General features: G+C 60.1%; 27 protein-coding genes and 1 pseudogene. 13 read left to right on the top strand and 15 right to left on the bottom strand.

The features are described 5' to 3' along the window. Window positions 1-183: 183 nt before the first annotated feature. The gene (locus V8J82_RS03785) at window positions 184-1,383 is read left to right on the top strand and encodes a trypsin-like serine peptidase (protein ID WP_339972307.1); all 1,200 of its coding nucleotides are present in this window, start codon (window positions 184-186) and stop codon (window positions 1,381-1,383) included. Between the two features lie 813 nt (window positions 1,384-2,196). On the opposite strand, the pseudogene V8J82_RS03790 reads toward V8J82_RS03785, so the two are convergent. Further along, a pseudogene (locus V8J82_RS03790) lies at window positions 2,197-2,379 on the bottom strand (winged helix-turn-helix transcriptional regulator); the annotation flags it as partial. A gap of 1,056 nt (window positions 2,380-3,435) precedes the next feature. Here V8J82_RS03790 and V8J82_RS03795 point away from each other — a divergent pair. From V8J82_RS03795 to V8J82_RS03835, 9 genes are all read left to right on the top strand, one after another. Further along, a complete protein-coding gene (locus tag V8J82_RS03795) occupies window positions 3,436-5,643 on the top strand; it encodes a type VI secretion system Vgr family protein (RefSeq protein WP_339972309.1) in 2,208 nt (735 codons plus the stop codon). A 10-nt stretch (window positions 5,644-5,653) separates the two neighbouring features. After that, window positions 5,654-6,835 (top strand): polymorphic toxin type 15 domain-containing protein, encoded by a 1,182-nt coding sequence (locus V8J82_RS03800; RefSeq protein WP_339972311.1) that lies wholly within the window; start codon window positions 5,654-5,656, stop codon window positions 6,833-6,835. Window positions 6,836-6,838: 3 nt separating this feature from the next. Continuing rightward, window positions 6,839-7,531: a hypothetical protein gene (locus V8J82_RS03805; RefSeq protein ID WP_339972313.1), complete on the top strand. Its 693-nt coding sequence runs from the start codon at window positions 6,839-6,841 to the stop codon at window positions 7,529-7,531. A 132-nt stretch (window positions 7,532-7,663) separates the two neighbouring features. Beyond that, window positions 7,664-8,104, top strand: coding sequence for a DUF4150 domain-containing protein (locus tag V8J82_RS03810; protein ID WP_339972315.1), 441 nt, complete (start codon window positions 7,664-7,666; stop codon window positions 8,102-8,104). A 20-nt stretch (window positions 8,105-8,124) separates the two neighbouring features. After that, complete coding sequence (locus tag V8J82_RS03815; RefSeq protein ID WP_339972317.1) at window positions 8,125-9,189, top strand: DUF2169 family type VI secretion system accessory protein; 1,065 nt, start codon at window positions 8,125-8,127, stop codon at window positions 9,187-9,189. Between the two features lie 170 nt (window positions 9,190-9,359). Beyond that, the gene (locus V8J82_RS03820; protein WP_339972319.1) at window positions 9,360-10,199 is read left to right on the top strand and encodes a hypothetical protein; all 840 of its coding nucleotides are present in this window, start codon (window positions 9,360-9,362) and stop codon (window positions 10,197-10,199) included. A gap of 594 nt (window positions 10,200-10,793) precedes the next feature. Then, on the top strand, window positions 10,794-11,129 hold the full coding sequence (locus tag V8J82_RS03825; RefSeq protein WP_339972321.1) for an ArsR/SmtB family transcription factor: 336 nt from the start codon (window positions 10,794-10,796) through the stop codon (window positions 11,127-11,129). After that, entirely contained in the window at window positions 11,126-11,623 is a 498-nt protein-coding gene (locus V8J82_RS03830; protein WP_339972324.1) for an SRPBCC family protein, read from the top strand. The genes V8J82_RS03825 and V8J82_RS03830 overlap by 4 nt, the downstream gene beginning before the upstream one ends. Window position 11,624: 1 nt before the next feature. Further along, window positions 11,625-12,203 carry a dihydrofolate reductase family protein gene (locus V8J82_RS03835; protein ID WP_339972326.1) on the top strand — a complete coding sequence of 193 codons (579 nt, stop codon included), beginning with the start codon at window positions 11,625-11,627 and terminating at the stop codon, window positions 12,201-12,203. Here the strand turns inward: V8J82_RS03835 and V8J82_RS03840 are convergent. Both V8J82_RS03840 and V8J82_RS03845 read right to left on the bottom strand, forming a co-directional pair. Next, window positions 12,190-12,612: a hypothetical protein gene (locus V8J82_RS03840; protein ID WP_339972328.1), complete on the bottom strand. Its 423-nt coding sequence runs from the start codon at window positions 12,610-12,612 to the stop codon at window positions 12,190-12,192. The two genes, V8J82_RS03835 and V8J82_RS03840, sit on opposite strands and share 14 nt — an antisense overlap. A 10-nt stretch (window positions 12,613-12,622) precedes the next feature. Next, window positions 12,623-12,970, bottom strand: a complete 348-nt coding sequence (locus V8J82_RS03845) for a VOC family protein (protein ID WP_339972330.1) — start codon at window positions 12,968-12,970, stop codon at window positions 12,623-12,625. 89 nt (window positions 12,971-13,059) lie between these two features. Between V8J82_RS03845 and V8J82_RS03850 the strand changes: the two genes are divergently transcribed. Then, a complete protein-coding gene (locus tag V8J82_RS03850; protein ID WP_339972333.1) occupies window positions 13,060-13,497 on the top strand; it encodes a winged helix-turn-helix transcriptional regulator in 438 nt (145 codons plus the stop codon). Here V8J82_RS03850 and V8J82_RS03855 read toward each other — a convergent pair. After that, window positions 13,483-13,836 carry a winged helix-turn-helix transcriptional regulator gene (locus tag V8J82_RS03855; RefSeq protein WP_339972335.1) on the bottom strand — a complete coding sequence of 118 codons (354 nt, stop codon included), beginning with the start codon at window positions 13,834-13,836 and terminating at the stop codon, window positions 13,483-13,485. The two genes, V8J82_RS03850 and V8J82_RS03855, sit on opposite strands and share 15 nt — an antisense overlap. Window positions 13,837-13,951: 115 nt before the next feature. Between V8J82_RS03855 and V8J82_RS03860 the strand changes: the two genes are divergently transcribed. After that, a complete protein-coding gene (locus tag V8J82_RS03860; protein ID WP_339972337.1) occupies window positions 13,952-14,620 on the top strand; it encodes a glutathione S-transferase family protein in 669 nt (222 codons plus the stop codon). Between the two features lie 11 nt (window positions 14,621-14,631). Continuing rightward, entirely contained in the window at window positions 14,632-15,090 is a 459-nt protein-coding gene (locus V8J82_RS03865) for an SRPBCC family protein (RefSeq protein WP_339972339.1), read from the top strand. Window positions 15,091-15,642: 552 nt separating this feature from the next. Here the strand turns inward: V8J82_RS03865 and V8J82_RS03870 are convergent. The 11 genes from V8J82_RS03870 to V8J82_RS03920 all read right to left on the bottom strand — a co-directional run bounded on the left by V8J82_RS03870 (window position 15,643) and on the right by V8J82_RS03920 (window position 26,532). After that, window positions 15,643-16,581: an SPFH domain-containing protein gene (locus tag V8J82_RS03870; RefSeq protein WP_339972341.1), complete on the bottom strand. Its 939-nt coding sequence runs from the start codon at window positions 16,579-16,581 to the stop codon at window positions 15,643-15,645. 50 nt (window positions 16,582-16,631) lie between these two features. Beyond that, window positions 16,632-16,829, bottom strand: a complete 198-nt coding sequence (locus V8J82_RS03875; protein ID WP_339972342.1) for a hypothetical protein — start codon at window positions 16,827-16,829, stop codon at window positions 16,632-16,634. Between the two features lie 9 nt (window positions 16,830-16,838). Next, window positions 16,839-17,243 carry a BrnA antitoxin family protein gene (locus tag V8J82_RS03880; RefSeq protein ID WP_339972344.1) on the bottom strand — a complete coding sequence of 135 codons (405 nt, stop codon included), beginning with the start codon at window positions 17,241-17,243 and terminating at the stop codon, window positions 16,839-16,841. Window positions 17,244-17,347: 104 nt separating this feature from the next. Beyond that, window positions 17,348-18,706: a proline--tRNA ligase gene (gene proS, locus V8J82_RS03885; RefSeq protein ID WP_339972346.1), complete on the bottom strand. Its 1,359-nt coding sequence runs from the start codon at window positions 18,704-18,706 to the stop codon at window positions 17,348-17,350. A gap of 190 nt (window positions 18,707-18,896) precedes the next feature. Next, window positions 18,897-19,049, bottom strand: a complete 153-nt coding sequence (locus V8J82_RS03890) for a hypothetical protein (protein WP_339972349.1) — start codon at window positions 19,047-19,049, stop codon at window positions 18,897-18,899. Between the two features lie 412 nt (window positions 19,050-19,461). Beyond that, window positions 19,462-21,006 (bottom strand): Ppx/GppA family phosphatase, encoded by a 1,545-nt coding sequence (locus V8J82_RS03895; protein WP_339972351.1) that lies wholly within the window; start codon window positions 21,004-21,006, stop codon window positions 19,462-19,464. Window positions 21,007-21,062: 56 nt separating this feature from the next. Next, the gene (locus tag V8J82_RS03900; RefSeq protein ID WP_339972353.1) at window positions 21,063-23,237 is read right to left on the bottom strand and encodes an RNA degradosome polyphosphate kinase; all 2,175 of its coding nucleotides are present in this window, start codon (window positions 23,235-23,237) and stop codon (window positions 21,063-21,065) included. A 31-nt stretch (window positions 23,238-23,268) separates the two neighbouring features. After that, entirely contained in the window at window positions 23,269-23,958 is a 690-nt protein-coding gene (locus tag V8J82_RS03905) for a DnaA/Hda family protein (protein ID WP_339972355.1), read from the bottom strand. After that, window positions 23,955-25,043, bottom strand: a complete 1,089-nt coding sequence (locus V8J82_RS03910) for an AI-2E family transporter (protein ID WP_339972357.1) — start codon at window positions 25,041-25,043, stop codon at window positions 23,955-23,957. The genes V8J82_RS03905 and V8J82_RS03910 overlap by 4 nt, the downstream gene beginning before the upstream one ends. 131 nt (window positions 25,044-25,174) lie before the next feature. Further along, complete coding sequence (locus V8J82_RS03915) at window positions 25,175-25,894, bottom strand: alpha/beta fold hydrolase (RefSeq protein ID WP_339972359.1); 720 nt, start codon at window positions 25,892-25,894, stop codon at window positions 25,175-25,177. 38 nt (window positions 25,895-25,932) lie between these two features. Next, on the bottom strand, window positions 25,933-26,532 hold the full coding sequence (locus V8J82_RS03920; RefSeq protein WP_339972361.1) for a 2-hydroxychromene-2-carboxylate isomerase: 600 nt from the start codon (window positions 26,530-26,532) through the stop codon (window positions 25,933-25,935). Window positions 26,533-26,583: the final 51 nt, after the last annotated feature.

A 26,583-nucleotide genomic window follows, 5' to 3' on the forward strand; every position in this document is an offset into this window, starting at 1 on the left:
CCCCTCTGACCAAGCGGCCCACAAAACAGTGCGTCCGACTCATCGCTCACTCAAACCCGCCAAACACGTCCGCCTCACGCCCCCGCGATCAAAACCGCGCCGCACGCTCGGGAATTCCCGCCGTTGCGCCGACCATGTTAGCCCGCCTACCATGGCGGCACGGACTATACAGGACAGCTTTTCATGACACGCATTCTGCTTATCGCTGCCATCGCCCTTCTTCCCGCGGCGCAGGCCCCGGCCCAGGATTTCTCGCTCACGCCCACCTTCGGCGACATCTCCCTGCAATCTGGGTTCGTGCCGGACCCCAACTGGATCCGGCTGCTGGCGGGCGGTGATATCCAGAGCGAATACCCCGACGCCAATACCGGCGGGCGCTGCGTGGGCTATTTCGCCGACGCGCCCGACCTGCGTGTGCATTACCAAACCGGCGACACGTTCCCGCTCAACTTTTTCGTGGATTCGGGCGACGACACCGTGCTGCTGATCAACACCCCCGACGGCGCCTGGCACTGCAACGATGACACGTCGGGCCTGAACCCCGCGCTCAGCTTCGAGCAACCGCTGGAGGGGCAATATGACATCTGGGTCGGCACCTATAACCCCATTCTCGACGACTACCCCACCGCCACGCTGAACATCACCGAGCTTGAGGCTTTCTCCGGCCAGTTCGAGCGCGCCTTTTTCGGCGAAGACGACCGCGTCGTGCTCGATCCCACCGAGGCGCCCTGGACCATGATCGGCTTCGTCGACCTGTCGGCGGCCAGCTGCACCGGCACCCTGATCGGCCCCGCAACCGTGCTGACCTCGGCCCATTGCATCGCCAATAACGGTCAGATCGAAAATCAGCCTGTCGAATTCCTGGCGGGCTTCACCCAGGGCAATGCGGTCGCCCGTTCGGCGATCACCGGCTATCACCTGCCCCAGGGCTGGCTCGCCGGGGAACAAGAGGGGACGGATTACGCCTTCCTCTTCCTGGCCGAGCCCATCGGCAACCAGGTCGGTTTCATGGATTTCGGGGCGCTTAGTGCGCTGGAACGCAGCGCCCTGGAGGGCGGAACAGGCCCCGATATCCTGCAGGCGGGCTACAGTTTCGACCAGGACGGCGTGCTGACCGGCAACCTCGCCTGCCCCTTTGTCGAGGTCACCGACGACAATTTGCTGATCCATGAATGCGATACGCTCCAGGGCGATAGCGGCTCACCGCTCTTTATTGAGGACGGCGCGGGCTACCGGATCGTGGGCGTCGAAAGCCGCACCGATGCGCAGCCCGATCAACCCTATGACCGCAACGTGGCGGTTTATGCCGAAGACATCGCCGCCGAATTCGAAACCCTCACCCCCGGCGCGACCACACAAGTCCCGGTGACCGTGACGAAATAGACGGACACCGTAAGCCATACGTGCCTGGACGTTCAGTCTGCGGTCGGAAGTGAGCTTTCGCCGCGGCCGAACCAATGGCCTATTGGCCATGCAGCGGCTCGACACCTCGAATAGCGCCACACCCAATCCATCGTGTGGCGGTATTCGTCTTCGAGACCATCATCGAGCCGCTTTTGTTCCACCGGATCGACTAGCGCACCTTCGCACTGTCCCATGATAATCCTCATAAATGAGGGACCTCTGGCCGATATCGGTGCGATGTCGCTTCCTAGGGCCTGAAGCGCCTTTGCGCAGTGGATGAGTCGCTCCTCACTGTGCACCGCAATGACGATACCCGAAACGCGCTTTTTCACGGCCATCCTGGCAAGAAGGTCAGGATCGTGTGTCAGCTCGGTGCGATCATTGACGTGCATAGTATCATCGAAACCGGAGACGAGAAAAGAAGGCCTCTCTGAGGATAGGCTATGACGTTTGACAGCGTGTTGGGCCGATTGGGGATCAACAGTGTCTTTTCATCCGGAATCCTCAAAACCAAAAGGGTCTCACCGCGAGCTTACATCCGCGCCGCCAATGCTCGACTGTGTCCCGATACAGACGCATGGTGATCGCTCGATGAAGGTACGCACGTCTTCGTCAACATCGCTCAAGCATTTCTTGACCGCGACATCATGCGTCTCAGCAAAAGACGCCCTCGTCTCGCTCTCGCTCTCGCTCTCGCTCTCGCTCTCGCTCTCGCTCTCGCTCTCGCTCTCGCTCTGATCAATATATTTGGGATCAGTGAATTTCTTCTACATTTGCCAGGTTCTGCAGGTCCTAGATCGGTTCCATCATCCGCCAGCCTTCGGTCATGACGTGAATGACAACAAGATGGGAACATCCAATCCTGTCACCATCGAGCCTTGCCAATCTGCCCCTGATCAAGCCGTCGCGGCGCAAGCGTTTGATCCGCCCCTGCACGGCAGGAGGCGAAAGGTGCACTTTGCTGGACAGATCGGCGTGAGAGCGCGATCAGCATCCTCGACCAAGACCCTAATATTGCTTGGCCCGTCCGGTCGAGGCCGGAAGGCTGCGGCTCATCTTGCCGAATGGTTTTCGTTGTCTTGTTGAAGACACTTCACTGAACTTGGGAGGCATGAGGATCCCATCGTCCAAATGCGGTATGAGATACGACAACCATCAGACACCCGGAATCCAATCCGAATATCTCAAACGTCGGCCGTGCTCGGAGCCGCACCGGTCAGACGACGATCTCTCAGTCGCTGTCCAAACGATTGGGACTCTATGAATTTCGTTCTGGCATTGGCAAATTCGGCAAACGAGTTTTGCCTTTGATTGCCAGAGGCAGCTTAGAAGGCACGCCAATTGGGGCGTGATGGTAATGCCCAAGCCCAACCATCGATTGCGGGGAAGGTCTGACAACCGTCCGGGCACAAACCCATTGTAAAAAAATCCGTGCGCGTCAAACCGTAGATCTTATCACAGGGTGCCTGATCGTCCTGATCTCTGGCGAGCGTAGATTTGTGACTACTTATCTGTGGCGCCTAAGTTTTACGCCCCTTCCCTCCCAGTCTTCTATGCAGTCGCTGCGCAGCTTTGAATCAGAGGGCTGGATCTTCGGCATTTTGGAGGTTTTTGAACCTGTCGAGGCGGACCTCTTTGGCCGCTGCTTTAGCGGTCTCTTAGCCGAGGCGGGCGATGGAGAAGCGGCGGATTTTGGAGCGGCGACCCTATCGTGGCGAAGGCTCCGCTCTTGGGCGTGGATGCGGGTTGCTTGGTCATGTACAATTTGTAGTGGCTCTGTGTGAACAGAGGATAAGCGATCGGTGCCCTGCCTTGGAAGCGATCCAATCGTCATACGCACCTTCGGTTGTGTCCGTCGGGGCCCCGCCAAGCTGTGCGCTCGGGGTCGAATACTGGCAGGTTTTTATCGGCGAAGACTTGCCGTTCTAAGGGGCGCTGCTTGGGTGGACTCGCCATGGCGTGTGTTGGGTTCCACTGTGCCATCACACGCTATTATTTTTATGACCTGCTATATTCTCCCGGGAGGCGCCGATGAACGCGGAAGCTGATTTCATTCAGGCTGAGCGGATCTTGCGGATTGAGACGCCGCTGGGGCAGGACCAGCTTCTGGCCCAGAAGCTGCGCGTGCGCGAGGCGATCTCGGAACTGTTTGAGGCGCAGATGGTGGTGCGCTCCAAGTCGCCCGATCTGACACCGCAGGACCTGCTGGGTCAGGCGGTCGATCTCTCCCTTGAACTGGGCGGCGGCGAGAGGCGCGCCTGGAACGCCATCGTCACAGATCTGATGGCGGGCGCGCGGCACACGCGGGGCCTGCGGGAATACACGCTGACCCTGCGCCCGGATCTGTGGCTGATGAGCCAGCGCTCGGATTGCCGGATCTGGCTGGACAAGAGCGCCCTCGACATCGCCAACGATCTTTGCGGCGAACACGGGATCACGGCCCCTGTCACGGCGGGTGTGGTCGAGCCCGTGCCGCCGCAGCATTACTCGGTGCAGTGGAACGAGAGCGATCTGGATTACCTGACGCGGCGGCTGGAAGAGGATGGGCTTTACTATTGGTGGACCCATGAGCCCGGCGCGCATCAGCTGCATATCGCGAGCCATGCCGCGGGCTATATCGGCGGCGAGGATGTGCGCTTTGCCCATGGCTCGACCGACCGCAACCATATCAGCCGGTTCGAGACGACCTTCCGCTATATCCCCGGCGGACATGCGGGGCGGGATTGGAACTTCACCACACCGGGCACGGTGCCGGATGCGACGACGCCGTCGCTGGTGAGCCTGCCGCGGAACGGCCATTACGAGCGCTACACCTATCCGATGCAGGCGGGCTATGGGCCCGGCGGTCGCGCGTCGGAGGGGATCGAGGCGGGTGGTGTCGAGCGGGTGGCGCGGCTGCGGATGCAGGTGCAGGAGGCCGAGCATGCGCGGGTCGAAGGCGGCAGCGACGTTCGCACCCTGGCCGCCGGGTCGCGCTTCACGCCCTATGACGTGGCGAACCCCGACAACGTGTTCGACCCGCATGTGATCCTCGCGGTGGAACATGAGGCGGTGGATCTGAGCTATGAGAGCGTCGAGAACCAGCCCGATTACGTCAACCGCTTCCTGGCACTGCCCGCCGATGTGCCGGCCACACCGCCCCTGACCACAGCACGCCCGCGGATCGATGGCACACAGGTGGCGATTGTGGCGGGCCCCGAGGGCGAAGAGATCCACCCCGACGAATATGGCCGCATCAAGGTCTGGTTCCCCTGGGACAGGCGGGCGGCGAAAGACGGGTCCGACACCTGCTGGATCCGAGTCACCCAAAACTGGGCCGGCGCCGGCTGGGGCGGCCAGGTCATCCCCCGTATCGGCATGGAAGTCATGGTCTCCTACCTCGACGGAGACCCGGACAGACCTGTCGTCACAGGCGTCGTCCCAAACGAACGCCAACGCGTCCCGTATCCCCTGCCGGAACATAAAACCAAATCCGTCATGCGCACCCAAACCCACAAAGCAGACGGCTTCAACGAAATCTCCTTCGAAGACGCAACCGGCGAAGAAAACATGTTCTTCCACGCACAGAAGGACCAAACCATCAAAGTCCTGCACAATCGCTCCAAGCGGGTGGAACAGGACCAGGTCGAAAGCGTGGGGTCGAACAAAGCCATCGATGTGGCCCAGAACCACCAGGAGAGCATCGGGGGGTCGATGAATCTCAGCGTTGGCGGCGGTGGAGTTGGGGTCTTCGGCCTGCTCGGTGGCATCGCGGCGGCGGGTGGCGCAGACGCGCTGGCCGGGTCCGAGGCCGTGGGCGATAGTGTGCTGAGCGGATTTGTCGGCAACCTGGCCCAGGCGGGCACGGCCATGGCGGGGCTGACCGGTCTGGCCAATGGTAGCTTTGCGCGGGCTAGCAACCACCGGGACGCGGCCGGCGCGGATGAAGCCGGTGCGGGCGCGCGACTGGGCCAGCTTTTATCCTCGACCATGCCGATGTCGGGCGTGCTGAACACAGTTGTTGAGCGCTTCCGTTCCGACACGATCGGCATGGCGCGCACCGAGCAGATCGGCGCCTACAAGAACACCTCCGTCGGCCATACCATGACGATCCATGCGGGCCGCGAGTTCATCATCAATTGCGGCAAGTCCAAGTTTGTCATGGATAGCGACGGCAATGTCACCATCATCGGCACCAAGTTCAACTTCTCCGCCACAGACCACATCCAGGCCAACGCCCGGATCATCGACCTGAATTGACGCCCGGAATATGCCACAAGACGCGCCGACCACATTCAATCGTATCGCCCGCGCCCCTGCTGCAATGGCTCGTGTAGGTGTCCGCCTCATTCCTATCGTTGCGGTACCTTCGACTATCTACGAGGGCATCATGCTCATTGATGCCTTGATTCCTGCGCAACACAAAATTGAGACACACATCGGCAACCTGCGGTCGCAGGCTGAATCTTTTGCACCTGGTGGTGACGGCTATCTTCGTCAGTCGCAGCTCGCTGAGCAATATCCCGAGGCGGGCGAAGTCCTACTGGGTTCAATGGAGGCTCAATCTCATGTTTTTGCCGACACTGCTGATCAGATTGCATTGCAAGCGCTGCCGGGCGCCGACGAAGCCCATGCAGATGCACTTACTCATCGGATGAACGAAACCAATCGTCTGCTAGGACAGGCAGCAAGTTCAGAAGAAGTTGACGAAATCCTCGCTGCCTATCGAGAGGAAAGCGCGCGGCAAGAAGAAGAATTTCGTCAAGCACTCGCCCAGCAGACAATCGTGCCTCCACCGCCGGAAGCCGAGGGCGACGTCCGAATTGCTGGCCAATGTCGTCGCATTGTAGTCTGCTTTTGGCCGGGAGAGCAGTATCGTCGCAACCCTTTGCGACGGGAATATGAACGCCAGCTGCGCAACCAGCAGGACGGCATCAACGCGATGTTACCTCAAGACTTGGTTCAGAACTACGATACCTTTCAGACTCCAGCGGGTCGCGCTGCCGCAGAGTTAGCTTCTAACACGTCAAGAACAGCAGTAAGGGGCGCGTACAGACGTGCCTATAGATCCTATTTGCGCTCAGTGACGCCGGGCACCTCATCTGCTAATCCTTACGTTCTCGCGGCAGCAAATGCGTCCGTCGAAGCTCGGCTGGCTCGTCATATGAGGCGCGTTGCTGCACTACACAATCCAGACTCGATTGCAGGTGGAAACCCAACGATTATTATGTCACCGCAAAGCATCGCAGCGGCACGTTTCGGACGCCCGATCCCAGAGATAGGCCATCGTGGTACGAACAGTTCGATAGGCAATCTTTGGAATCGAGCTCCACGCGGCCACCCCGGCCAAACCCGCGCTGAACGCTTGGTCGCGCACGCCCGGCAACAGGCCGCTTTAGGATGTGGGTCAACACAAGTGGAATTGGCAATTTGCCAAGGTTTGGGGAGTTAAAATGTGACCGAGGAAGAATATGAAGTTGTCATGGATTACTTGCGATCAGCTTTTCCTCAGGCTGATGACGCGTTCCCCGTTTCTCCGCATGACCGTTCTGTGTGGGAGGAAAACGATTTAAAGGTCCTAGCAGATTTTTTTGAAGAAAAAGGCCTTGGTTCTTATCGTAGTGGTGATTTGGTCGTTTCTGGTCCGGGATCACTGGGATCGGCACTTGCCAGTATCCTCCCAGAAGGTTCCGCGCATGTGGCGACAGGCTTTTACACGGCATTCGGCGGCACCTCGGCTCAACTGCAAGATGGAACAGAAGTGACAATTGATACGTTGACGGGTGTTTTGTATTTGATGCATGCGTCTGCTCAGCCTTCACCTGTAGAGATGGCCCTTCGGTTTGGATCGGAAGTGGGCGGTGCGCTTGATGACCTTGATGAGCACCCTTTGATGGCATCCGATGGGCGGGCCTTGCTGACAGTCGCGCGGGAAGCAGCGGGCGAACTTGAATATATGGAAGCATTTGGATTGCGCGTCCCGCTATCCCAAGGGGGGCAACCCCAAGCAGAAAATATCTACCGGGCACCATTGCGTGAAGTTCTAGAAGCGGCAATGCCGTTCGAGGTGGTCACTGTTCCGCCGCCTGATCCCAATGAAGTCCCAGTTCCTCTTGGTGAAGGTTGGGCTGACAGCTGGGATGAGTAAAATGTTGGTATTTGGTGTCGGCACGTGTCTCCGTAAAGTAGCGGGGATCGGTAGCTGCACAGATGCTCGCATCGGACTTAAACAGCGGGTGTGCTACTTCCGGCGATCAGATAACCTAAAGGACATAGAGTTATGAGCGGTCCTAACGAGGGCAGCCGGGACACCGGCAAAGGACTAATAGTCAGCGTCACACCCGATGTCTGCAAGACACCCGTTGGCAGTTCGATGCCGCCGATCCCGTACTCGATCTATGCGATCCAGGGTGACGATGCGAATACGGCAGCGACCGTGCGGATGACCGGTCAGAGGGCCCACAACATGGCGTCAATTGTCACCCAATGCTCGGGTGATGCGCCGGGCACGGGTGGTGGTATCAAATCCGGTACAACGGGCAGCATCTGCCACCCGCGTAGTCACTCTAACTCTGTCCGCATCCAAGGCGAATGGGCGGTGCGCCACAATGATTACTGGGACATGAACAATCGCAACACAATTGGCAAACTGACGTGGGTCGAAAACACCGAAACACCCAATCCAACACCTGCGATAGATTTAGCCCGAGAGAGAGGCTGATCTTAGATTGATGACACTCAATGCTAGTTGAGAACACGACCTCATTTTCTGGCCTAGGCTTTGAGCAATGGCACCGGGATGGGTCGACGATGGCGGTGGTGGTGGCGCGGGGGCGGTATGTGGTGCAGCCCGATGGGTCTCTGGAGGCCGCGGACCGCCCGGATCTGATCCTGAGCGATGTGTTCGAAGGCGGGCCGCAGGACAGCGACATGCTGGTCGCCTCAGATCTGGTGCCGTTCAAGCCCGCGACCGATGTGACATATCTCGGCGCGATACATGCCGCTGAGCCAAGCGATGCGATCCTTGCGGGGATACAGATCGGTGACCATGTTGCCGTGCTGCGCGCCGTGGGTGAGCGGTCTTGGATCTGCGACAAGGACACTTGGCACCTCACTAAGCCTGACCCTATTCAGCAAGCCGATCTCACCTACTGCCTTGCCAGCGGCGGGCGCCACATCGGTGATCCCGACGGCAAGGTTGATCCGCGCAATCCGATTGGGCCGGGCCTCATTGACCCTGATCGCACACCAAAAGACACGCCTATCGCGGCGCCAAGGATCGATAGCGCGCATGTGCCGGTGACCGAAGATCTCGCGCATCCACCCGCCCCCCAGGGCTTTGGCCCGATGCCACCCTGGTGGCGCAACCGGCAGCAATTTGCGGGCACCTATGATGCGGATTGGCAGGCGAACCGGCATCCGCGCCTGCCGAAGGATTTCGATTACCGTTTCTACAATTCTGCCCCGCCCGCGTTGATCCAGCCTGGGTTTCTAACGGGAGACGAGGTGATCCAAACGGTGGGTCTGTGTCCGGGAGGAGAGCGGTTCGACATTCGGCTTCCAGCACAACAACCCTGGGCGCGGTTTCATTTCCGCGATGGGCGAGAGGTGCAAGCGGTCTTGAGCCTGGACGGTGTGCATTTGGATTTCCGGGTCGACAAAATGCGGCTCGACCTCACCTGGCGGGCCTGGATGGAGATCTGCCCGTCTTTCTATCGCGTCGATCTTCACCACGCACCGCTGAGCGATATCCGGGACATGGCCCTCCCGATCTCGCGTCTGCACGGTTTGGAAGAGGGGGTCTAAGATATTGGTTTGTAGGTGTTTTCCGCGCAGCGACCGTATCATCCAATTCGTTGCTTGCCCGATAGCGGGCCGATCTTGATCATCGAACACGCCACCAATGACGAGGTGTCGCAGTGCACCCTTTGAGAGAGTTCCTGCTTCAGATCGGGGCTCACCTGCAGTCAGACGCCATGACCCATCGCGTGATGGGCCACCTGCCTTGGGGCGCCGAGTGGGTTGAACATGTCGATCTTCGGCCCGTGGTCCGAATTGATCCGCCCGCATCCCCGGCCCAAATCGCTGGACTTGAGCGCGACGTTCCCCTGCCTGCATCCGTGCGGGAAGTATTGTCCGAGGTATCCGCCTATATCGAAATCAGTTGGGAATTGCGCGGCCGACCGGTTCTTCGTGACGGCTTCCGAGACATCGAATACGACAGGTTGCCGCCCGAGCAATTCCTGGAATGGTCCGTGAGCTTCCCGGCGGGAGAGACCCCGCCCGATGGTGCATTTCGCTACCCCAACCCCTCTTCGGGCGGTCTGCGGTTCTCACTCGAAGAGGTGGCGGCGAACCGTCCAGGCGCCCTCGGCTGGATCGACGTCTACGACCCAGCCCGAGCCTATGATGCCGAGGACGCGGAGCACCGGCAGCTGCTCGTGGACTTCATGGCGCGCGGCGCGCCGGTGATGACCGCTGGCAATGGGGACTGGATCGCCGTGGACGAACGAGAGGGTCTGGGCTGCCTGATCCACGCCTCTCACGAAGGGGAAGTCGCGGGCTACGAGATCGACCTTGATCTTGTCGGCCTGCTGACCCACCAAGCCTGGCTTGGACCATCGGGGATCGACTTCACCGAAATCGAACTGTTCTCCAATGTGGCCGAGGTCGTACCGGGTGATTACCGCGTCATGTCGGCACATTTCGACGCCGACGCGCCCAACGGACGCAGTTGGAGGGAGTGGTTCTGGGGCGATCTTAACCCGGTGCCTGACACGTCCCTCCTGCGTCGCTGCGCGCCTCTGCTGGGTTAGTCGGCGCGTGACGATGCGCTTTTGTGAATGCTCTTAAAACGGCCGTTTGCGCCTTGACCACCAACCCCAGGCAATACTCGCACCGATCCGCCGTCCAAAGGGTCGGGTAGGCCAAACAGACAAACCCGCGGCCGAGTTCAGCCGTTTTGTTACATGTGAGAAAATAGCGTCAGCACAATCCTGTCGCGAACGGATCAAGCAGCGGCGCGCCATTGAAGCAGGGGAGGCCTTGAGCGACGTGCCTGCCTCGATGATCTCAGCGCAGAGTGTCATACCATGCGGCACAACGCTGAAGATATGTTGGAGCCTATGGGATTTGCTTAGCCAGTCACGACGGCTACCCCGAAACGTCCCTCATTGTGATGTAGAGTTTGCTCAACCTTTCGAAGACGCAAACAGATGCGAAAGAGCCGTTTCACCGAAGCGCCGATCATTGGAATGATCAAAGAACGGGAAGCCGGGCTTCGGAGCACGTGCTGAAGGTGCACCTCGGATGAACAATGATCCCAGGATTTCTTCAGCTTCGCGATCGCCACTTGGACGCCCCTTATTAAACCACTTGATTAATTAACCAGTTGGTATAATTCTAACCGTATGAATGAAAGCGATCAGCTCGACGCGGCATTCTCCGCATTGGCGCACCCCGCCCGGAGGGCGATCTTGGCGCATCTGGCGAAGGGAACGGCCAGCGTGAATGCTCTGGCCGAGCCGTTTGATATGTCCTTGCCGGCCGTGTCCAAGCACATTCGGGTGCTTGAAAGCGCGGGCCTGATCACACGCGAGAAGCATGCGCAATTCCGCCTCTGCAAGCTCGAAGCGGAACCGATCCGGGATATCTCGAACTGGACGGATCAGTACCGGCATATCTGGGCCGCTCGCTTCGACGTGATGGACAACTTGCTGAACGATATGAAGGAGAGCGATCAATGAGTGCTGACCAGAACTGGGTTCGGATTGAACGCGAATTCGATGCGCCGATTGATCTTGTGTGGAAAATGTGGACCGATCCGGGGTTGTTCAAACAATGGTACGGTCCCAATGGCATGTCGGTTCCCGCGGCCGAGATGGACGTTAGAATTGGCGGGACCCGTAAGGTCTGCATGGCGATGCAATCGCCTGAGCGATCGATGGAAATGTGGTTCACCGGGGTCTATAAGGAGGTCCGCGCGCCCGATCGCCTCGTCTACACCGAAAGCATGTGCGACGCGGATGGCACGATCATCTCTCCACAGGCCATGGGGATGCCGGACAGCTTCCCCGACATCACCGAGGTGATCATCGATCTCAACGAGATCGACGGCAAGACCCGCATGGTCATGGTGCATGTCGGTGTGGTCGAGGGCACCGCAGGTGCAGGTGGGTGGAACCAGGCCTTCGACAAGATGGTCGCGCTTGTGCACGCCATGACCGGCGCTGCGCATTAAGATGCGAGCGCTCGCAGCCCTGTCCTTCGTGACCCTGGATGGCGTTATGCAATCCCCCAGCATGCCCGAGGAAGATACATCCGGCGGCTTCATCGAAGGCGGATGGGCCGCCCCCTATTGGGACCAGGTGATGCCGCATGTCGAACGTATCGCAATGGCGCACCCCTATGACATTCTGTTCGGACGAAAGACCTATGACATCTTCGCTGGCCATTGGCCAAACGCACCGAAATCCGATCTGGGCGACCGGTTGAATGCGGCCCGAAAATACGTCGCAACCTCCGGGTCGCCCCCACTGACATGGGAAAACACGCGCCCCCTTACCGGTGACATCGCGGCGGCCACGACACGGCTGAAAGCGGAAGACGGCCCCCTGTTGCAGATCCATGGCAGCGCAGCACTGATACAGACGCTTCAGGCCAGTGATCTGATCGACGAGTTCCGGATCTGGACCTTCCCGGTTGTGGTCGGCGCGGGGAAGCGGTTGTTCGAACCCAGCGTCACGCCGCGCCGCTACGCACTACGGGGGGCAGAGGCGTTGGAGAATGGTGTCACCCATCACATCTTTAGGCGGGCGTGATCGACCCCTGTTCCGTTCCACGAAAGATGAACCCCAGGGCCAGCGCAAAAAGCCCGAATTGCAGGCTCAGATACGCGGTTTCCATTACGATATAGGTCCCGGCCTGCGGCACATTCTGCTTGGCCACCAGTGCCAGCACGTGACTTGTCCAAAAGAACAAACCCAAGAGCCCCGCAAATAGGAAGGCGCGCGCATGGCCGGTGTGACGCAGTTTGAACATCGGGTACATCGCGGCCAGCACGACGCCTTGAATGATCATTGTGACCAGGCCCACCGGGATATTCGGCTCACCCGCGAAATAGCCAAAGGTCATGTATCTGTCTTTGAACAGCACCAGGTGCCAGACGAGCGCAAGGGGGAAGACGATCAGCGGATAGATCGCAGCGGCCAAGATCTGTTTCTTCAACATGGTGAACCTCTCAGCTTTGGCTGCGCTTCCATAACGCCATGGGGCTGCCGCCCGGATCGCGGATGAAGCTGGCGTTCCCCGCCGGACCCTCCACGTTTTCCGCAACGACGTCGGCCCCGTTTCGGCGGGCGATCGCAACGGCCGCAGTCAGGTCTTCCACTTCGATGTAGGGCACCCAGCCAGTGATGCCGTTCATCTCGTGGCACGTCGCGGCAAAGGGCGTGGCGCCAGCCTTCTCCGTCAGAAATGTCATCGCGCCGATGTCCTCACGCTGCCATCCGAACATGGCGTGCAGGAAGTGCGTGGTGTCTTGCGGCTGCGCGGTCATGTTGTCGAACCAGACGAAGGGTGCGGGCATTTTCTCTCTCCACTTGCATTTTGCAAGTAAATTGATAGCTACTGCACTTGCATATTGCAAGCACCTTGCGATCTTCTATATCCACTCCCATGGCAATGCGCGAAAAACCGGACTGGAATGGATGCCCAACCCGCTATGCGGCGGGCATCGTCGGTGACAAATGGTGCTTCCTGTTGCTCAGGGACGTGCTGCTGCACGGCAAGCGCACCTACCGCGAGTTTCTGGCCTCGCCCGAAGGCATCTCGACCAACATCCTGGCCAACCGCCTTGCCAAGCTTGAAGCGCTCGGCATGTTCACCCGAGAGCCCGATCCGCGAAAGGCCAGCAGCGTGTGCTACTTCCCCACGCAGAAGGCCAAGGATTTCCTGCCTGCGCTGATTTCCATGATGGTCTGGGCCACGCGATATGACGAGGTGACCGAGGCGCCCGCCTCATTTGCAGCGGGCTTTACCGAAGATCCTGCAGCCGCCATCGCGTGGTATCAGGCCGAGATCGACCGTGTCGACCAGGCACTAAGAACCATTTGAACGGTTCACCCACCACTCATGCATCGATGTGAACACCGGCGCCAAGGTCAACCCATCCGTGCTGGCCGAGTATTCGACCCGCGGCGGCACCTCGGCATATACCTTGCGGATGACCAACCCGTCCGCCTCCAGCGCCCGAAGCTGGTTGGTCAGCATCGTCTGCGTGATCCCGTCTATGGATCTACGCAGTTCCCCAAATCTTTTCGTGCCCTGAAAAATCAGGATTTGCAGAATCAGCAGCTTCCACTTGCCGCCAATCATCCCGATTACCCGCGGTGCAGGGCACGGGACTTCGTCTGAGACGGGGGAGACGATCTTGGCCGTAAGGGGCTCGGACATCTGTTTTCCTCAATAGTACTATTTTTGATAGTATATACAAAAATACTGCCTACTTTTCCGATCATACTGTCGCGGGTAAGCCTCTGTAAACACGCATCGACAGAGGACTTCGATCATGACCTTGCAGTTTTGGACCGTAAGCGGCGCACCCAGCCCTTGGCGCGCAGCGCTCGGCATGGCCTTCAAAGGTCTCGACTATGACGTCCACCTGCTCTCCGCCGGGCAGAAGGAGCATAAGTCGGACGCCTATCTCTCCATCAATCCGCGCGGCACCGTCCCGACCCTGAAAGAAGGGGACATGACCCTGGGTCAGTCCATCGCGATCCTCGCCTGGCTCGACCGCGCATACCCGGCCGCGCCACTGTTCGGCGAGACGCCGCAAGATGCAGGGCTCATCTGGCAGCGCACCATGGAGATTTTCGACTATCTGCCGGGCGCCACCAGTGCCGTGCTGTCCCCAATCTTCTTTCAAGGCGCAGGTGAGGCCACGAATGATCTGAAAATCGCCTCCGAAACCTTGCGATCCGAACTCACCCATCTGACCGATATTCTGGCCCGTCACCGCTTTCTGTCGGGCGCACGTCCGGGCGCGGCCGACGCCGTCGCCTTCCCACATGTCCGCCTGATCCAACGGGCGATGGAGACGAAGCCGCAAATCATGCAAGACCTCGGCCTAGCCGATTTGAACGCGCTGTCGCCCGAGATCGCGGATTGGGTCCACCGGGTCGAAGCCCTTCCCAACGTCGCACAAACCTTCCCGCCCCACTGGGCCGATGCCGCCTGAGGAGCGCCAAGATGACCACGCAGAACTACAAGAAATCCATCGACGTCGCCGCAGAGCCCGCCGCCGCATTCGAAGCCGTCACTCGCGGCGTCGAACATTGGTGGACCCGCCCGGATCAGCCGCTTGTTCACCTTGGCGATCGCGCAAAGTTCACCTTCCCGCCGGGCGTGTCGTACTGGACCTTCGAACTGACCGGCCTGGACCGGCCCTCACAGGTGGAATGGACTTGTGTCGACGCCCTGCATATCCATGAGGGCCAGCCAAAGGAAATCGAAACCGAGTGGCTCAACACCAAAGTGCTGTGGGAGATAAGCGGGCAAGCCGACGGTGCGCGGATCCAATTGGAACATGCCGGGCTCACCCCACAATTGCTGTGCTACGATATATGCGAAGCGGGCTGGGATCTGTTCTTCCTGGACAGCCTCAAGACATATCTGGATACCGGCCAAGGCGCGCCGCATCGTGGCTGATTGCCGCGTTTGCCAAACTCTGCGAACCGATATCGACCAATAGAGGTCACTCGGCGCGGCGACGCTGTTCTGTGATCGCCGCCCATATCGTCGCCATGCGATGCAAACGCGTCGCTCTGCGCCAGCCCAACGCTCAGTCTGCGGAGCGAAACAATCGTTCGGGCCGCTTCAGCAGCCGAAAGCTTCTATGGTTTCTGACGAGCGACGGGTTTCACGCCTTCAGGTGAGCCTTAGGTTCGTCACCTTCCGGTACGGCAAGGGCTGCGCGGTCAAATCACCCCGAACGCGCTGCGGTGACCAACATGTCAGTCGACGTGACCAAACCAACCGTTCAGCCACCACTACCGGATCGTCGGCGTCGAAAGCCGCACCGATGCGCAGCCCGATCAACCCTATGACCGCAACGTGGCGGTCTATGCCGAAGACATCGCCGCCGAATTCGAAACCCTCACCCCCGGCGCCACCACGCAAGTCCCGGTGATTGTAACGAAATAGACGCGACGTGGGCGGTCTTGCGCCGCCCCAACCGCGCCTCGGTCGCGTATAGACGCGTCAATCGGCTTCCAAGCAAATCTCGGCCTCCGGGGTCTCGGTGCAATTCACGCGTTCGATCCGCCACAACACCGCGTCGCTGACATCAATCGCGCCAACTTCAACCCCACATTGCTCTACCAGATCGGCACCTTCCGACTCCAATGCCTCGGCAACCGCTTCAAAACCCGTGGTCAGTTCCGTGCTGGGATACGATGCAAGCCGATACCGCAGCCTGCCCGCAGTAAAATCCGTCACAATGGTGTCAGCGCCTCTCTCGCCGAAACATGTCGCCGACAGATTAGGATCGACCACATCGTAGGTCGCTACGGCATTCAAAAGCTGCAGGCGCACGGAATCGGTCATGAACAATTCCAAGTCAGGCATATCTGCGCGCTGAGCCCCCAAAACACCGCCCAGCTCAATCGGCAAACGTTCGACACGATCCGTGAGGATCCGCGGCGGCGGCGGCGCGCATTCTCCCAAATCAGCCGCAACGTGACTTATGTTCATTCCGTCGGAGGCGATCTCTCGCAACTCTTGTCGCACCGCATTCATCGCCTCACCAAGTGGCGTGTCCAAGCGCAGATCCATGTCCGCCAAGACGCCACGGATCGTGGATACCATCGCAGCGATCTGGTCCGCATTCCCACCCGATTGATGAAAGACCAAAACGTCCCCGATATTATATGTGACGGTCACGTCTGCCGGGCAGTCTTCGACCATCACAGCGCCCCGGACCCGAAGCTGTTGCGAAACATGTGCGTCATAGATCGTCAGTTGCTGGGTCGCGCGATTATAAGCATGCAAGCCCGGATCAAGCAGCGATACCACGGCGCCGCCTTCTGATAAGACGGCCCGCTGGGCCGGACCGACAGTCACCATCCCCGGCAGGTAAAAGCGGGTCGCGACAAGAACAGCGCTCGCACATATCGCACAAATGGCCAGGGCCCATCGCATCCAACTCGGCATGGTCGCTCGCTCTCGTTATGCGCCGCAGCTATGTGCAATCATCCACACGTGCGGAATTCCTGCCCCGTGTCTCGGTTCACCACCACTCGGCAGCCATCGCCGTCGATGAAATCGTAGTCGGGCAGCGTCTCAGCCGAGGTCCGGCCAATCGCCACCGGCCCGGTCGCAACCGGGATCGGCACCACGATGCAGCCGCTCAGGCCCAGCACCGCCACCATCATCAAAGACAAACGCATAGCGCTCTCCTATCTACGGTCTTTCCGCTGCATCAGCCGCTCGGCATCGCCCCATTCGGGTTGGGTGTGGTCGGCGTGCATCGGGTCCCGAAACATGTCCAATGTCTCGTCACCCTGCAACAATCCCATCAGTTTGGCATGCATAAACGAGCGCAGCACCGCATTCATCCGCGGCTGGTATTTCGGGCCCATCGATTTGAACCATTTCAACACGTCCTCATCGACCGAAAAACAGATCTTCTTCGTGGCGCTTTCCCGGCGCGATGCAATGTCATGCCATGCATGGGGCACGCGCCCATTCATCGCAATCGCGTCGTGCATATCGTATTCAAACCGCCGCATCGCATCGACCATGTAATAGTGGTGGTGGCGTTCGGTCTTGTTCGGAGATTTGTCGACGAATTTGGTGTGCATCAGAATGGCCCCTCAGATGGTGAGGGACCACATTCGTGTGGTTTTCTTAAAATTGTGTGGATGGCCCGAGGATACACCGCAGATATCCGTCAGATATACCGGTTCTATACACCGGAATTGACCGGTTTATGGGCGGCATAGATCTCTGCCACGCGGGCCACGGCGGCTTCCGGCGACAGCTCTTCGCTCTCGCCCGTCCGGCGGCTGGTCAGTTCCACGACACCGTTTTTCAGGCCGCGTGGGCCAACCGTGATCCGCCAGGGCAGACCGATCAGATCCATCGTGGCAAACTTGCCCCCCGCCCGCTCGTCCCGGTCGTCGTAAAGCGGCTCAAGACCATGGCCCGACAGCGCGTCATACAAGCTTTCACAGGCCGCATCGGCCTCCGCATCGCCCTGTTTCAGGTTCACGATCCCGCAATGGAACGGCGTCACACCCTCGGGCCAGATAATACCCTTGTCATCGTGGGACGCCTCGATGATCGCGCCCAGTAGACGGCTTACACCAATCCCGTGGGACCCCATATGCAAAGGCACCCGCTCACCGCTGTCCGATTGCACGTAAGCCCCTAATTTCTCGGAATATTCCGTTCCGAAATAGAAGATCTGCCCCACCTCGATCCCACGGGCCGAGCGTTGCCGTTCGGCGGGGATCTTGTCGAATTCGGCGGTGTCGTGGGTTTCGTCGGTGCGGGCGTAACGGCTGGTGAATTCATCCATCACGGCCTGACATTGATCGACGGAATCGTAGTCGATGTCACGATTGCCCAGCGTCAGATCGGTGATCTCGCTGTCATAGAACACCTCGCTTTCGCCGGTCTCGGCCAGGACAAGGAATTCATGGGTATAGTCGCCCCCAATCGGGCCGGAATCGGCGCGCATCGGAATCGCCTGCAAGCCCATCCGCTCATAGGTGCGCAGGTAGCTGACCAGGTGGCGATTATAGGCGTGCAGCGCCGCTTCCTTTGATAAATCAAAGTTATAGCCGTCCTTCATCAGGAATTCGCGCCCGCGCATCACGCCAAACCGGGGCCGCACCTCATCGCGGAATTTCCACTGGATATGATAGAGTGTCAGCGGCAGCGCCTTGTAAGAGGTCACGTAGCTCGCCACGATATCGGTGATCATTTCCTCGTTGGTGGGGCCATAGAGCATCTCGCGCCCATGGCGGTCGTGAAATCGCAGCATTTCAGGACCGTAGGAGTTATGCCGGCCCGATTTCTGCCACAGCTCGCCGGACTGCACGGTCGGCATCAGCATTGGAATGTGGCCCGCGCGGATCTGTTCTTCATGCACGATCCGCTCGATATTGCGCAGCACCTTGTAGCCCAACGGCAACCACGAATAGATCCCTGCACTGGCTTGGCGGATCATCCCCGCGCGCAACATCAGCCGATGACTGACGATCTGCGCCTCGGCGGGCGTCTCCTTGAGAACGGGAAGAAAATAGCGGGACAGGCGCATCGGGCGGGACCTTTAAGAAATGTCGTCCCAGCCGGTCTACGCCAAAGGAAAAAGGCTCACAAGCGCCCCGGCAATGCGTCGCTTAACCCATTAGAGCGCCCAGCCCGCGGCCTGCGCGAACGTCAGGGCCGCAAGCGTTGCCAGCAAGATAAGCGTGGCGATCAAATGCAGGCGGCCGGGCGATGGTGTCCTAGACAGTCGCAACATCATCGGACCACATGATTGCGGGCGTCGAGAGATGCGCGCCCGACCAAGGACCCGCCTCGGCACTGCGCATACCCAGGACCAACGCGGCGATGGCGGCGATAATCAGCAGGATCAGAGTGGCGGATAAGATATTCATCAAAGACATGGCAGGATCTCCCCTTGATCGTGCATAACCTTTAACAAGCCCAACGCGGTGCCGACAGGCAGGGTATCCCTACCCCTGCGTCAATCATCTGATTCAAAAGAAAAAAGCGGCCCCGGGGGATGGGGCCGCTAAGTCGAGGGACAAGGGTGGATCTGGCCAGCCCGGGGACAATGGGCCAGGCCAGATCCTTAGGGACATAATCGCTTTAGAACAGAGAGCTTTCCACCGGCACCTCAGGGGCGACGATCATGACAACAAACATCACAAGGATCATTAGGACAGTTGAAACGGCGATGTAGTTCAGCGTGGTCATGTGGATTCTCCAACGAAGTGTTCCTTCGCGATGAACCAGGATTAGACCATCGCTGAGGCGGACACTATTGCGGGAATCCCTACCCTTGCGTTAAGCGCGACCGCGAATGATCGGCTCACATTCCATCGCGGTTACCAGGGACTTAAAGCGCGCCTCCGCGACCTCGCCGAACAGGTCGCGCCCTTCGTCGGAGGTCAGCTTCAGGATGACCTCCCGCCGCTTCGGGCGCAGGGTTAGCCGACCGTGATCGACCGGGTTGGCGACGGCAAACATCGCGCCGAACCGCATGGCGCGGCCCAAGATTTCAGCCTCCAGAACCTGTGTCTCCGGCAGCAGCGACAGAAGCTCGGCATTGAACCCGGTGCCCGCGCGGTTGGACTTGTAGCGGTGCAACAAGGCCAGGCCCAGATAGATCCGCTCGCCATGGGTCAGCCCGCCCAGATTGGCGCGGGTGGCATTGTCGAAACAGACCTCGGCCCGGTAGTCGGGATGGGCCCGCCAACTGACATCATGCAGCAGACAGGCCGCCCGCATCAGCCGCTGTTTGGCAGGCTTGGCGCGCGGAAATAACGGCTCCACAAACCGATAAAGCGCACGCCCGAAACCCGGCGCGCGGGCCGAGGATGCCTCGGCATGGCGCGCGGCTTCGATCAGCGGGTCACGGTGGCGCAACGTGTCGGACATCTGATCGTAAAGCAGGCCCTCGCGGATCCCATAGCTTGAGATCGCCACCTCTTCCGGCCGCACCTGCCGAACCAGCCCGCGCAAGACCTGCGCGGCCAGTGGCACCAATCGCATCCGTTCGGCTGAATTGCCGGTTTGCGCGCGCAGCGTATCCACATCCGTCGCTTCAATATATTTGATCGTCTGTAAAATAGTCTTTGGTGTCATCCGATATTCATGCAGCACGCTCAGCGGATAGCCGCGGCGCACCATGTCGATCCGCGCGATCGCGCGCCAGGATCCACCCACCAGAAACAGGCGCTTAGGGCGCATCGGAAAATCATCTGCTAACTCCGCTATCTCGGATTTGATATGGGCGCGCAGAGCCTTCTTGCCGCCCTTCATGCCCATTAGCTTCAACGGACCAAGGCCCGAGGTCCGCCGCAGCCCGACCTCGCCCTCGCCGCGCAATTCGGCTAATTCCATCGACGATCCGCCGATATCGCAGATCAGCCCCTCGGCGCCGGGCCACCCCAAAAGCACGCCCTGGGCCGAGAGGCGCGCCTCTTCTTCGCCGTCGAGAATGCGGATGTTGAGTCCGGTTTCGCGCAACACATCCTCGCGAAACTCCGGCCCGTCTTCGGCATCCCGGACCGCTGCCGTGGCCACGGTGACCAAAGGCGACACCGCCATACCCGCGGCGAGTGCTGCAAAGCGGCGCAACGCCACCAAGGCCCGCGCACGGCCGCGAGCATTCAGACGGCCCGTCTCGGCAAAGCCCGCGCCCAACCCGCAGAGGATCTTTTCGTTGAAGTAATAGGCAGGCGACCGTGCGGCGCCGTCAAAGACCACAAACCGGACCGAATTGGAGCCGATATCGATCACGCCCACCCGCGCCAGCGACCGCGCCTCGGGGCCGTCGAAAACGGGCACACCAAACGGGCCAAACTCGGCCTGCTGCTCGGCATTCATCGGCGCTCTCCCGTCAGTCCCCCGACCGAATGTCTGGCACGATGGCGCGGGCCGGGTCAATCGTGGCTGTGGGTCAGTTCGGGCACATCCTTTGCCCCCGCGCTGCCGCGGCCCGATAGCGAGGGGTTTTCCATGAAAAAGCGGTGGCAGTTAAACGGGTTTTCCAAGGCTTCGAGATCGGGGCGTTGAAACGAGCCATCGGCCTGCAAGACCCAGCTTTGCGCCATATCAGCGAGGTTCGCGGCCATGATCTGGCTGACGATCTGCGCCTTCACCGTGGGGTTGGTGCATTCCACCAAGGTTTCGACCCGCCGGTTCAGGTTGCGCCCCATCCAATCGGCTGAACTGATGAACACCCGCGCCTTTTTCGACGGCAGCCCATGGCCGTTGCCAAAACACACGATCCGCGAATGCTCCAAGAAGCGACCGACAATGGATTTGACGCGAATAGTCTCCGACATGCCTTTGACGCCCGGCCTTAACCCACAGATGCCACGGATCACCAGATCGATCCGCACGCCCGCCTGGCTGGCCTCGTAAAGGGCATCGATCACGTCAGGCTCGATCAGTGAATTCATCTTGGCCCAGATCATTGCGGGCTTGCCCGCCCGGGCATGCTCGGCCTCCGCGCGGATATTCGCGATGATACTGGATTTCATCGAGAGCGGCGAGATCGCCAAATTCTCCAACCCATCCGGCTCAGCATAACCGCCGATATAGTTGAACACTTTCGTGGCGTCGCGCCCCAGGGCCGCATCGCAGGTGAACAGGCTCAGATCAGTGTAAATCCGCGCCGTGATCGGGTGGTAATTGCCGGTACCGTAATGGGTGTAGGTGACCAGCGTATCGCCTTCGCGGCGCACAATCGTGCTGATCTTGGCGTGGGTTTTGTAATTGATGAACCCATAGACCACGTGGGCGCCAGACCGTTCGAGCTTGCGCGATTGCCGAATATTGGCGGCCTCGTCGAACCGCGCCTTCAACTCCACCAGAGCGGTGACGGATTTGCCGTTTTCCGCCGCCTCGCACAGCGCTTCGACGATGGGGCTTTCGTTCGAGGTTCGGTAAAGCGTCTGCTTGATTGCCACCACATTGGGGTCGCGCGCGGCCTGAGCCAGGAACCGGATGACCATATCGAAGGTCTCATAGGGATGGTGCAGCAGCATGTCCTTTTGGCTGATCGCCGCGAACATATTGCCATCGTGGTCCTGCACCCGTTCGGGCACACGCGGCGTGAAACTGCGCCACAGCAGATCGGGCCGCGCCTCGACCACCAACTCTTTCAGCGAGACCAGACCGATCATGCCCTTGACCTCGACCACCTCATGTTCGGCCACGTGGAGTTGTTCGATAATCTCTTCGCGCAGATCGCTTGGCGCCCCGTCCGAGATCTGCAGGCGCACGACCTCGCCACGGCGACGGCGTTTCAGGGCGGTCTCAAACTCGCGGACCAGATCTTCGGCCTCTTCCTCGACCTCCAGATCGCTGTCGCGCAACACGCGGAACATGCAGCTGCCCTTGATCTCATAGCCGGGGAACAGGGCGCTGATATTCAGCATCAACAGCTCTTCGAGGGGCAGGAACCGCAATTTGTTATCCGCGGCAGGCAGCGGCACGAACCGGTCGATCTGCGCCGGGATCGGCAGAAGGGCCTGCAATTGCCGCCCGTCTCGCGCGCGTTTGAGTTGAAGCGCAAGGGCCACGCCCTCATTCGGGATGAACGGAAAGGGATGGGCCGGATCAATGGCCAGGGGCGACAGAACCGGAAAGACACGCGACAGGAATTCGTCGGTCAGATATTTCTGGTCCGCCTTGCTGAGCGCATCGCGACTGACCACGGTGATGCCCTGGGCTTCACATTCGGCGCGTAGATCGGTCCAGGTTGCCTGCTGCCGTTTCATGAGCGAGCGGGCGTCGTCATTGATCATTTCAAGCTGTTCCGCCGGAGATCGGCCATCAGCAGCGGGGTTTAGATTGCCCTCCAGTGCCAATTCCCGCAGGCCCGCTACGCGCACGGTGTAGAATTCATCGAGATTGCCCGCACTGATCGAGACGAAGCGCACCCGTTCCAGCAGCGGGACTTTCGGATTAGAGGCCTCTTCCAGCACACGCCAATTGAAGGCGAGCCATGAAATCTCGCGGTTGAAGAACCGCCGCGGGCCGCTGGTCTGATCATCAGGCAGCGATACAGGGTCGGGAAGCGGGGCGTTCAGAAAATCGGCAAAACTCATGGGATCAAGGCCTTAGGCGTGCTGCATGACATTAGAATGACGGATCATCGCCAATATCTGCAAGCGCCGCCCTGACATGGGTCATATTGGCCGGTTTTCTTGCCGCCAGGGCATGGACGTCGATGCGCGCCACCACACGGTCAGCGGCGGCAAAGCTGCGCGGCAGGCGAGCGGCGATATGTTGGAGCATGTTCGGCGTCAGATCCAATTTGCGATCAGCGGCATGTTTCATCATCAGTACAATCAGCAATTGATCATCGGGCGGGTCGAGCCGCGCCAGGCTTGCCTGTGCCATCCGGCTGGTCAGATCCGACAGGGTCAGGCCCCAGCGGCTGGGTGCCGTTCGGGCCGTCAGCAGCAGCGGCGCGCCAATCTGCGACAATGCGTTATGCAGATGAAACAGCGCCTCTTCGGCGGTGGCATTTCCCGCGATTTGATCGACATCCTCGACCGCCAGAGCCGGGGGCAACCCGTCGAGCGGCAGGTCGGCGACATCTTTTGCCGCGATGATGGGCGCCTCGGTCTGCGCGGCCCAGACATGGGCCAGATGGGTCTTGCCCGCCCCAAGATCGCCGGTCAGCACCAGCTTGCCCGCCGACCAATCGCGCCAGCCATCCACCAGCGCCACCGCCGATTGGTTAGCGGTGGAGACAAAAAAATCGTCCCGCCCCATCGCTGGACGCGCCGGGGGAAGCTCGAAGGCCAGTTGTTTGGGTTTCATGCGCCGTCGTCGTCCGGGATCGATGGACGGCCATTGGTGGTGCCCTGATAGAGCAGACCGTCCTGATACCGCTCAATCCCGTAGCGGACCAGCACCCCGATGGCAGCGGCCACGGGCACGCCCACCAACAGGCCGACGAATCCGAACACCGCACCAAAAGCCGACAGCGAGAACAGCAGCCAGACCGGATGCAACCCTACGGAGGATCCCACCAAGTTCGGCGTCAGAATGTTGCCCTCGACCAATTGGCCCGATTGGAAAATCGCGGCAACGATCAGGATCATCCACCATTCGCCCCAGAACTGGAACAGTGCCAGGCCGATCGCCAGCGCACCGCCGACCAAGGCACCCACGTAGGGGATGAAGGTCAGGAGGCCCGCGATCAGCCCGACGACAAGACCGAATTGCAGCCCCACCACCATCAGTGCCACCGCGTAATAGGTGCCCAGGATCAGGCAGACCGTGCCCTGCCCGCGGATGAAGCTGGCCAAGGTGTCATCGATCTGGCCCGCCAGTTTGCGGATCACAGGGGCGTGGTCGCGGGGCAGCAAGTCATCGATCCGGGCGATCATCCGGTCCCAATCGAGCAGCATGTAGAAGGCCACGACCGGCACAACCAGCATGAAGACCAGCACATTCACCACGCTCGCCGCTGAGCTGAGGGCGGTCTGCAATAGCTCTGCCCCACGCGCCTGGATCGTTTCCCCCAGATTGTCAAACGCTTGGCGGACCGGCGAATCCTCGACGATCAGATCTGGAAAGCGCGTTTCCACGAAGGTGTAGAGATTGCGGATCAATTCTGGCGCCTGTTCGAAAAGTCCCGTCGCCTGCTCGACGACCAGGGGGATCACCACCAACGAAATCAGCACCACCAGCAAAATGAGAATGACGAAGATAACGATCGTTGCCAAGATCCGTGACAGGCCCATGCGTTCCAGCCGATCGGCCACCGGATCGAGAAAATAGGCAATGGCCCCGCCCACGATGAACGGCAGCACGACATTGCCCAACAGCCACAAAACCAGCAGGAACACCGCCGCGGCGATGCTCCAAAAGATGATCTGTTGCCGAACCGGTAGAGCCATGGATGTCCCTTCGCGTCGCCCCAGTAGATGCGCGACTTGGGGCGGCGGCGCAAGGGGGTCGCGGGTGGAGGGGGCTCTGCCCCCGCTGCGCTCCCCCGGAGTTTGCTGACCAAGATGAAAATACAGGCGGTTTAGAGCGTGTCGAGAAAGGTCGCGATGGCAGTTGCGGTGACGCGGGGATGGGTAATCGGTGCCATATGGGCGGCCTCTGCGATCACATGGCGGCGGGCGTAGGGGATGTCCGTGGCCAGGCTTGCGTTGATCTCGCCGATCACCGGATGTGTTGCAGCGCCTTCGATCAGCAGCGTGGGCGCTATCAGTTCGGGCAGGCGCGGCAGAATGTTGGCATTGTCGTGGATCAGCGCGGGTTCGGTTGCAGCTGGGATCCAGACCCGGGCTGCCATGTAGTCTCGGTGGGCCTGGGGAAGTGTCTCGAAAGGCTCTGCGCCCCAAAGCGCAAGGAAATGCTTTGCGATCACTTCGGGCGCCGCGCCGGAATATCCGCCCGGCAGTCTCGCGACATGGGCGTCATGTGCCGCACGCCCCGGGCCATTGGCGGCGCAGAACAGGACCGGTTCGATCAGGGTGAGCGTTTTGATCGCATCCGGATGGTCCAGCGCGATGCACAAGGCGAGGGTTGCGCCGAAAGAATGGCCAATCAAGTGACATGGTGTCTGTGGCAGATGGGCTGCTGCGGCCTGGGTCGCTTGCAGATGATAGTCACGGCTGCGGTCGGCGTTGGGTGCCGTGCCATGGCTCAGAAGATCGGGCGCGACCATGGTCAGCCGTGCCAGAAGGTGCCGCGCCATACCCGCCCAGGCGCCCCCTTGGGCCAATGTGCAGTGGAGCATCAGCGCCGTCTCCGGCCCCTTCCCCCAGCTTTTGACGCTCACAGTTTTCCGGCAAGGAACAGGTCCAGATCGCCGATCCGATCCTGACCCCAGAACTTTTCCGTGCCGTCGACGACGTAGAAGGGCGCGCCGAAGGCACCCGCGGCCACGGCTTCTTCAAGATTGGCGGCATATTCCTCGGCACCTGCCAACATGCCGGTATCGGCCAGGGCGGGATCAAACCCGGCCTCTTCCAAAGCCGCGCGGATCACATCGTCTTCGGCGATATTCTGCTCTTCGGCCCAACACCGCCGCGTGATCGCATGGACCAGCGCACCCAGATCACCGCCACCCGCCTTTTGGGCAGCGATAAAGGCGTAGGACGACGGCGCCGGGTTCGTCGGCCAATGCGCGGGTTGCAGATTGATCGGCATATCGTTCTTTTTGGCTTGGCGGCGCAGCTCTTGCAGGCGGTTTTCCTTGCGGCTTTCGTGACGCTCGGCAGGTTTGATGCCGCCGGTCCGCCCGAACAGGGCGATCACGTCCAACGGCTTATAGGCAATCGTCGCGCCATGTTTGGCGGCGACCACCTCCATCCGCGTTCCGGCGAGGTAGGTATAGGGCGACACAGTTGCGAAGTAATAGTCGATATGGGCCATGTTTCTGTTCCCTTTAGGCTTTGCGCGACCCTGGGCCGGGTGTTAGGGGGT

Source organism: Gymnodinialimonas mytili (genome assembly GCF_037544085.1).
Taxonomy (GTDB): Bacteria; Pseudomonadota; Alphaproteobacteria; order Rhodobacterales; family Rhodobacteraceae; genus Gymnodinialimonas; species Gymnodinialimonas mytili.

Coding starts and splice junctions, on each gene's coding strand:
- V8J82_RS03835 (WP_339972326.1), top strand. CDS start 11,625: ATGCGAGCGCTCGCAGCCCTGTCCTTCGTGACCCTGGATGGCGTTATG.
- V8J82_RS03825 (WP_339972321.1), top strand. CDS start 10,794: ATGAATGAAAGCGATCAGCTCGACGCGGCATTCTCCGCATTGGCGCAC.
- V8J82_RS03900 (WP_339972353.1), bottom strand. CDS start 23,237: ATGAGTTTTGCCGATTTTCTGAACGCCCCGCTTCCCGACCCTGTATCG.
- V8J82_RS03895 (WP_339972351.1), bottom strand. CDS start 21,006: ATGAATGCCGAGCAGCAGGCCGAGTTTGGCCCGTTTGGTGTGCCCGTT.
- V8J82_RS03860 (WP_339972337.1), top strand. CDS start 13,952: ATGACCTTGCAGTTTTGGACCGTAAGCGGCGCACCCAGCCCTTGGCGC.
- V8J82_RS03855 (WP_339972335.1), bottom strand. CDS start 13,836: ATGTCCGAGCCCCTTACGGCCAAGATCGTCTCCCCCGTCTCAGACGAA.
- V8J82_RS03905 (WP_339972355.1), bottom strand. CDS start 23,958: ATGAAACCCAAACAACTGGCCTTCGAGCTTCCCCCGGCGCGTCCAGCG.
- V8J82_RS03865 (WP_339972339.1), top strand. CDS start 14,632: ATGACCACGCAGAACTACAAGAAATCCATCGACGTCGCCGCAGAGCCC.
- V8J82_RS03845 (WP_339972330.1), bottom strand. CDS start 12,970: ATGCCCGCACCCTTCGTCTGGTTCGACAACATGACCGCGCAGCCGCAA.
- V8J82_RS03830 (WP_339972324.1), top strand. CDS start 11,126: ATGAGTGCTGACCAGAACTGGGTTCGGATTGAACGCGAATTCGATGCG.
- V8J82_RS03910 (WP_339972357.1), bottom strand. CDS start 25,043: ATGGCTCTACCGGTTCGGCAACAGATCATCTTTTGGAGCATCGCCGCG.
- V8J82_RS03875 (WP_339972342.1), bottom strand. CDS start 16,829: ATGCGTTTGTCTTTGATGATGGTGGCGGTGCTGGGCCTGAGCGGCTGC.
- V8J82_RS03785 (WP_339972307.1), top strand. CDS start 184: ATGACACGCATTCTGCTTATCGCTGCCATCGCCCTTCTTCCCGCGGCG.
- V8J82_RS03795 (WP_339972309.1), top strand. CDS start 3,436: ATGAACGCGGAAGCTGATTTCATTCAGGCTGAGCGGATCTTGCGGATT.
- V8J82_RS03870 (WP_339972341.1), bottom strand. CDS start 16,581: ATGCGATGGGCCCTGGCCATTTGTGCGATATGTGCGAGCGCTGTTCTT.
- V8J82_RS03810 (WP_339972315.1), top strand. CDS start 7,664: ATGAGCGGTCCTAACGAGGGCAGCCGGGACACCGGCAAAGGACTAATA.
- V8J82_RS03850 (WP_339972333.1), top strand. CDS start 13,060: ATGGCAATGCGCGAAAAACCGGACTGGAATGGATGCCCAACCCGCTAT.
- V8J82_RS03840 (WP_339972328.1), bottom strand. CDS start 12,612: ATGTTGAAGAAACAGATCTTGGCCGCTGCGATCTATCCGCTGATCGTC.
- proS (WP_339972346.1), bottom strand. CDS start 18,706: ATGCGCCTGTCCCGCTATTTTCTTCCCGTTCTCAAGGAGACGCCCGCC.
- V8J82_RS03915 (WP_339972359.1), bottom strand. CDS start 25,894: ATGCTCCACTGCACATTGGCCCAAGGGGGCGCCTGGGCGGGTATGGCG.
- V8J82_RS03890 (WP_339972349.1), bottom strand. CDS start 19,049: ATGAATATCTTATCCGCCACTCTGATCCTGCTGATTATCGCCGCCATC.
- V8J82_RS03920 (WP_339972361.1), bottom strand. CDS start 26,532: ATGGCCCATATCGACTATTACTTCGCAACTGTGTCGCCCTATACCTAC.
- V8J82_RS03880 (WP_339972344.1), bottom strand. CDS start 17,243: ATGCACACCAAATTCGTCGACAAATCTCCGAACAAGACCGAACGCCAC.
- V8J82_RS03815 (WP_339972317.1), top strand. CDS start 8,125: ATGCTAGTTGAGAACACGACCTCATTTTCTGGCCTAGGCTTTGAGCAA.
- V8J82_RS03800 (WP_339972311.1), top strand. CDS start 5,654: ATGCCACAAGACGCGCCGACCACATTCAATCGTATCGCCCGCGCCCCT.
- V8J82_RS03820 (WP_339972319.1), top strand. CDS start 9,360: ATGACCCATCGCGTGATGGGCCACCTGCCTTGGGGCGCCGAGTGGGTT.